At 55.8% G+C, this 5,245-nt stretch carries 2 rRNA genes; both read right to left on the bottom strand.

Annotated features, from left to right (window positions below):
- Window positions 1-53 precede the first annotated feature (53 nt).
- Window positions 54-3,185, bottom strand: a 23S ribosomal RNA gene (locus AB0L63_RS32640).
- 334 nt (window positions 3,186-3,519) lie between these two features.
- Window positions 3,520-5,038, bottom strand: a 16S ribosomal RNA gene (locus AB0L63_RS32635).
- The 16S and 23S rRNA genes sit together here, the layout of an rRNA operon.
- Between the last annotated feature and the right edge of the window lie 207 nt (window positions 5,039-5,245).

Raw genomic sequence — 5,245 nt, 5'->3', positions numbered from 1 at the left:
GAAGGGTTGCGTGTGTTGTTTCAGATACCGCACAGTGGACGCGTAGCTTCTTCGTTGGTAAGTCCTCGGCCTATTAGTACCAGTCACCTACACCCGTTACCGGGCTTCCAGTTCCGGCCTATCAACCCCATGGTCTATAGGGGGCCTTAACCACTCGAGGTGGTGAGAAACCTCATCTTGGAACAGGCTTCCCGCTTAGATGCTTTCAGCGGTTATCCCTTCCGAACGTAGCCAACCAGCAGTGCCCCTGGCGGGACAACTGGCACACCAGAGGTTCGTCCGTCCCGGTCCTCTCGTACTAGGGACAGCCTTCCTCAAGTTTCTGACGCGCGCGGCGGATAGAGACCGAACTGTCTCACGACGTTCTAAACCCAGCTCGCGTGCCGCTTTAATGGGCGAACAGCCCAACCCTTGGGACCTACTCCAGCCCCAGGATGCGACGAGCCGACATCGAGGTGCCAAACCATCCCGTCGATATGGACTCTTGGGGAAGATCAGCCTGTTATCCCCGGGGTACCTTTTATCCGTTGAGCGACACCGCTTCCACATGCCGGTGCCGGATCACTAGTCCCGACTTTCGTCCCTGCTCGAGCTGTCACTCTCACAGTCAAGCTCCCTTGTGCACTTGCACTCGACACCTGATTGCCAACCAGGCTGAGGGAACCTTTGGGCGCCTCCGTTACATTTTAGGAGGCAACCGCCCCAGTTAAACTACCCACCAGGCACTGTCCCTGAACCAGATCATGGCCCGAGGTTAGAGGTCCAATACGATCAGAGTGGTATTTCAACGACGACTCCACGAATACTGGCGTACCCGCTTCACAGTCTCCCACCTATCCTACACAAACCGTACCGAACACCAATACCAAGCTATAGTGAAGGTCCCGGGGTCTTTTCGTCCTGCCGCGCGTAACGAGCATCTTTACTCGTAATGCAATTTCGCCGAGTCTGTGGTTGAGACAGCAGAGAAGTCGTTACGCCATTCGTGCAGGTCGGAACTTACCCGACAAGGAATTTCGCTACCTTAGGATGGTTATAGTTACCACCGCCGTTTACCGGGGCTTAAATTCTCAGCTTCGCACCCGAAGGCGCTAACCGGTCCTCTTAACCTTCCGGCACCGGGCAGGCGTCAGTCCGTATACATCGTCTTACGACTTCGCACGGACCTGTGTTTTTAGTAAACAGTCGCTTCTCTCTGGTCTCTGCGACCCAACCCAGCTTCGAGAGCAAGTCTCTACACCAGATCAGGTCCCCCTTCTCCCGAAGTTACGGGGGCATTTTGCCGAGTTCCTTAACCACAGTTCTCTCGATCGCCTCAGTATTCTCTACCTGACCACCTGTGTCGGTTTGGGGTACGGGCCGTGTACCAACTCACTAGAGGCTTTTCTCGGCAGCATAGGATCACTGAATTCACCTCAATCGGCTACGCATCACCTCTCAGGCACATGCTGTGCGGATTTACCTACACAACGCCCTACAGGCTTACACCAGTACAACCACTGACTGGCCCAGCTACCTTCCTGCGTCACCCCATCGCTTGACTACTACAGCCAGGATCGTGCGCAGCCACTTCCAGCCTCCCGAAGGAGGTCCATCCGCTTTTGGGCACTTAGCACAACTGATTCGCCATTGGGCGCGGATACACGGGTACGGGAATATCAACCCGTTGTCCATCGACTACGCCTGTCGGCCTCGCCTTAGGTCCCGACTCACCCTGGGCGGATTAACCTGGCCCAGGAACCCTTGGTCATTCGGCGGACGAGTTTCTCACTCGTCTTTCGCTACTCATGCCTGCATTCTCACTCGCACAGCCTCCACAACTAGGTCACCCCGCTGCTTCCACGGCTGCACGACGCTCCCCTACCCATCCACACCACTACACAACCCCCCGCAGGAGGAAGTGGGTGTCATGTGTGAATGCCGCGGCTTCGGCGGTGTACTTGAGCCCCGCTACATTGTCGGCGCAGAATCACTTGACCAGTGAGCTATTACGCACTCTTTCAAGGGTGGCTGCTTCTAAGCCAACCTCCTGGTTGTCTTCGCGACTCCACATCCTTTTCCACTTAGTACACGCTTAGGGGCCTTAGCCGGCGATCTGGGCTGTTTCCCTCTCGACTACGAAGCTTATCCCCCGCAGTCTCACTGCCACGCTCTCACACACCGGCATTCGGAGTTTGGCTGATTTCGGTAAGCTTGTAGGCCCCCTAGACCATCCAGTAGCTCTACCTCCGGCGTGAAACACGTGACGCTGCACCTAAATGCATTTCGGGGAGAACCAGCTATCACGGAGTTTGATTGGCCTTTCACCCCTACCCACAGCTCATCCCCTCAGTTTTCAACCTAAGTGGGTTCGGGCCTCCACGACGTCTTACCGTCGCTTCACCCTGGCCATGGGTAGATCACTCCGCTTCGGGTCTAGAACACGCGACTCAAACGCCCTATTCGGACTCGCTTTCGCTACGGCTACCCCACACGGGTTAACCTCGCCACATGCCACTAACTCGCAGGCTCATTCTTCAAAAGGCACGCCATCACCCACCCACCCAAAGGTGGCGCAGGCCCTGACGGATTGTAAGCGCACGGTTTCAGGTACTATTTCACTCCCCTCCCGGGGTACTTTTCACCTTTCCCTCACGGTACTAGTCCGCTATCGGTCACCAGGGAGTATTCAGGCTTACCGGGTGGTCCCGGCAGATTCACAGCAGATTTCACGGGCCCGCTGCTACTCGGGCACCCACTACAACAGAGCACACATTTTCACCTACCGGGCTATCACCGTCTACGGCGGGCCGTTCCAGACCACTTCGACTAACATGTACTTTTCTGACTGTCGCTCGACTCGGCAGAATCAAGAAAGTGAGCCCCACTACCCCAGCTAGACAACGACTGCCGTCTATCACATCTAACTGGTTTAGCCTCATCCGCTTTCGCTCGCCACTACTCACGGAATCACTGTTGTTTTCTCTTCCTGTGGGTACTGAGATGTTTCACTTCCCCACGTTCCCTCCACACACCCTATATATTCAGGCGCGGGTAACACGACATCACTCGTGCTGGGTTTCCCCATTCGGAAATCCTCGGATCTCAGCTCGGTTGACAGCTCCCCGAGGCTTATCGCAGCCTCCTACGTCCTTCATCGGCTCCTGGTGCCAAGGCATCCACCGTACGCTCTTAAACACTTACTAACAAAGATGCTCGCGTCCACTGTGCAGTTCTCAAACAACACACAAGACCAAACCCTGACTCAGCACCAGCCGAGAATCCGAAAACCCTCGCGGTATGACTGAAGATCCAGCCTCGTCGTTATCTTGCCTGGAAAGAACGTCTGTTCTCTCAGGACCCAACAGTGTGTCGATATATCCACCACCAACCCATCAGGCGACAGATTGATACGTGATGAAACCTGCCAGCGTTCCACCCATGAGCGTCCGCAGCTCTACATACGAGAACTAAACGGTCTCTGGCATCCACGTTTACCATCCCCGACTCTTCGGGGTGCGATGCAGAAGTGCTCCTTAGAAAGGAGGTGATCCAGCCGCACCTTCCGGTACGGCTACCTTGTTACGACTTCGTCCCAATCGCCAATCCCACCTTCGACGGCTCCCTCCCACAAGGGGTTAGGCCACCGGCTTCGGGTGTTACCGACTTTCATGACGTGACGGGCGGTGTGTACAAGGCCCGGGAACGTATTCACCGCAGCGTTGCTGATCTGCGATTACTAGCGACTCCAACTTCACGGGGTCGAGTTGCAGACCCCGATCCGAACTGAGACCGGCTTTAAGGGATTCGCTCCACCTCACGATATCGCAGCCCTCTGTACCGGCCATTGTAGCATGTGTGAAGCCCTGGACATAAGGGGCATGATGACTTGACGTCGTCCCCACCTTCCTCCGAGTTGACCCCGGCAGTCTCTCACGAGTCCCCGCCATAACGCGCTGGCAACATAAGATAAGGGTTGCGCTCGTTGCGGGACTTAACCCAACATCTCACGACACGAGCTGACGACAGCCATGCACCACCTGTACACCAACCACAAGGGGGCATCCATCTCTGGATGTTTCTGGTGTATGTCAAACCCAGGTAAGGTTCTTCGCGTTGCATCGAATTAATCCACATGCTCCGCCGCTTGTGCGGGCCCCCGTCAATTCCTTTGAGTTTTAGCCTTGCGGCCGTACTCCCCAGGCGGGGTACTTAATGCGTTAGCTACGGCACGGATCCCGTGGAAGGAAACCCACACCTAGTACCCACCGTTTACGGCGTGGACTACCAGGGTATCTAATCCTGTTCGCTACCCACGCTTTCGCTTCTCAGCGTCAGTTACTTCCCAGAGACCCGCCTTCGCCACCGGTGTTCCTCCTGATATCTGCGCATTTCACCGCTACACCAGGAATTCCAGTCTCCCCTGAAGTACTCTAGTCCGCCCGTATCGACCGCAAGCTGGCAGTTGAGCCGCCAGTTTTCACGATCGACGCGACGAACCGCCTACAAGCTCTTTACGCCCAGTAATTCCGGACAACGCTCGCACCCTACGTATTACCGCGGCTGCTGGCACGTAGTTGGCCGGTGCTTCTTCTACAGGTACCGTCACTCACGCTTCGTCCCTGTCGAAAGAGGTTTACAACCCGAAGGCCGTCATCCCTCACGCGGCGTCGCTGCATCAGGCTTCCGCCCATTGTGCAATATTCCCCACTGCTGCCTCCCGTAGGAGTCTGGGCCGTGTCTCAGTCCCAGTGTGGCCGGTCACCCTCTCAGGTCGGCTACCCGTCGTCGCCTTGGTAGGCCATTACCCCACCAACAAGCTGATAGGCCGCGGGCCCATCCTGCACCGATAAATCTTTCCACCACAAGACATGCATCCCATGGTCATATCCGGTATTAGACCCAGTTTCCCAAGCTTATCCCGAAGTACAGGGCAGATCACCCACGTGTTACTCACCCGTTCGCCGCTCGTGTACCCCGAAGGGCCTTACCGCTCGACTTGCATGTGTTAAGCACGCCGCCAGCGTTCGTCCTGAGCCAGGATCAAACTCTCCGTTGAAGACTCACAACCACACCCCCAAAAGGGTGCAATCAGAAGAATTAACCAGAGTCCGAAAACCTTGGCAAAACCAAACACCAGCAAAAAAATTTGCTGACTAAAATGCCCGACCCCAACACACGGGGGTATGAGAGGCCGGAACCAAAAAACATTTGGCACTGACATTCATCGACACACTATTGAGTTCTCAAAGAACACACGCACACA

The organism is Nocardia sp. NPDC051990 (genome assembly GCF_040680755.1).
Classification (GTDB): Bacteria; Actinomycetota; Actinomycetes; order Mycobacteriales; family Mycobacteriaceae; genus Nocardia.
The sequence above is the reverse complement of the archived record's forward strand: the minus strand, read 5'-3'. Positions and strand labels throughout refer to the sequence as shown.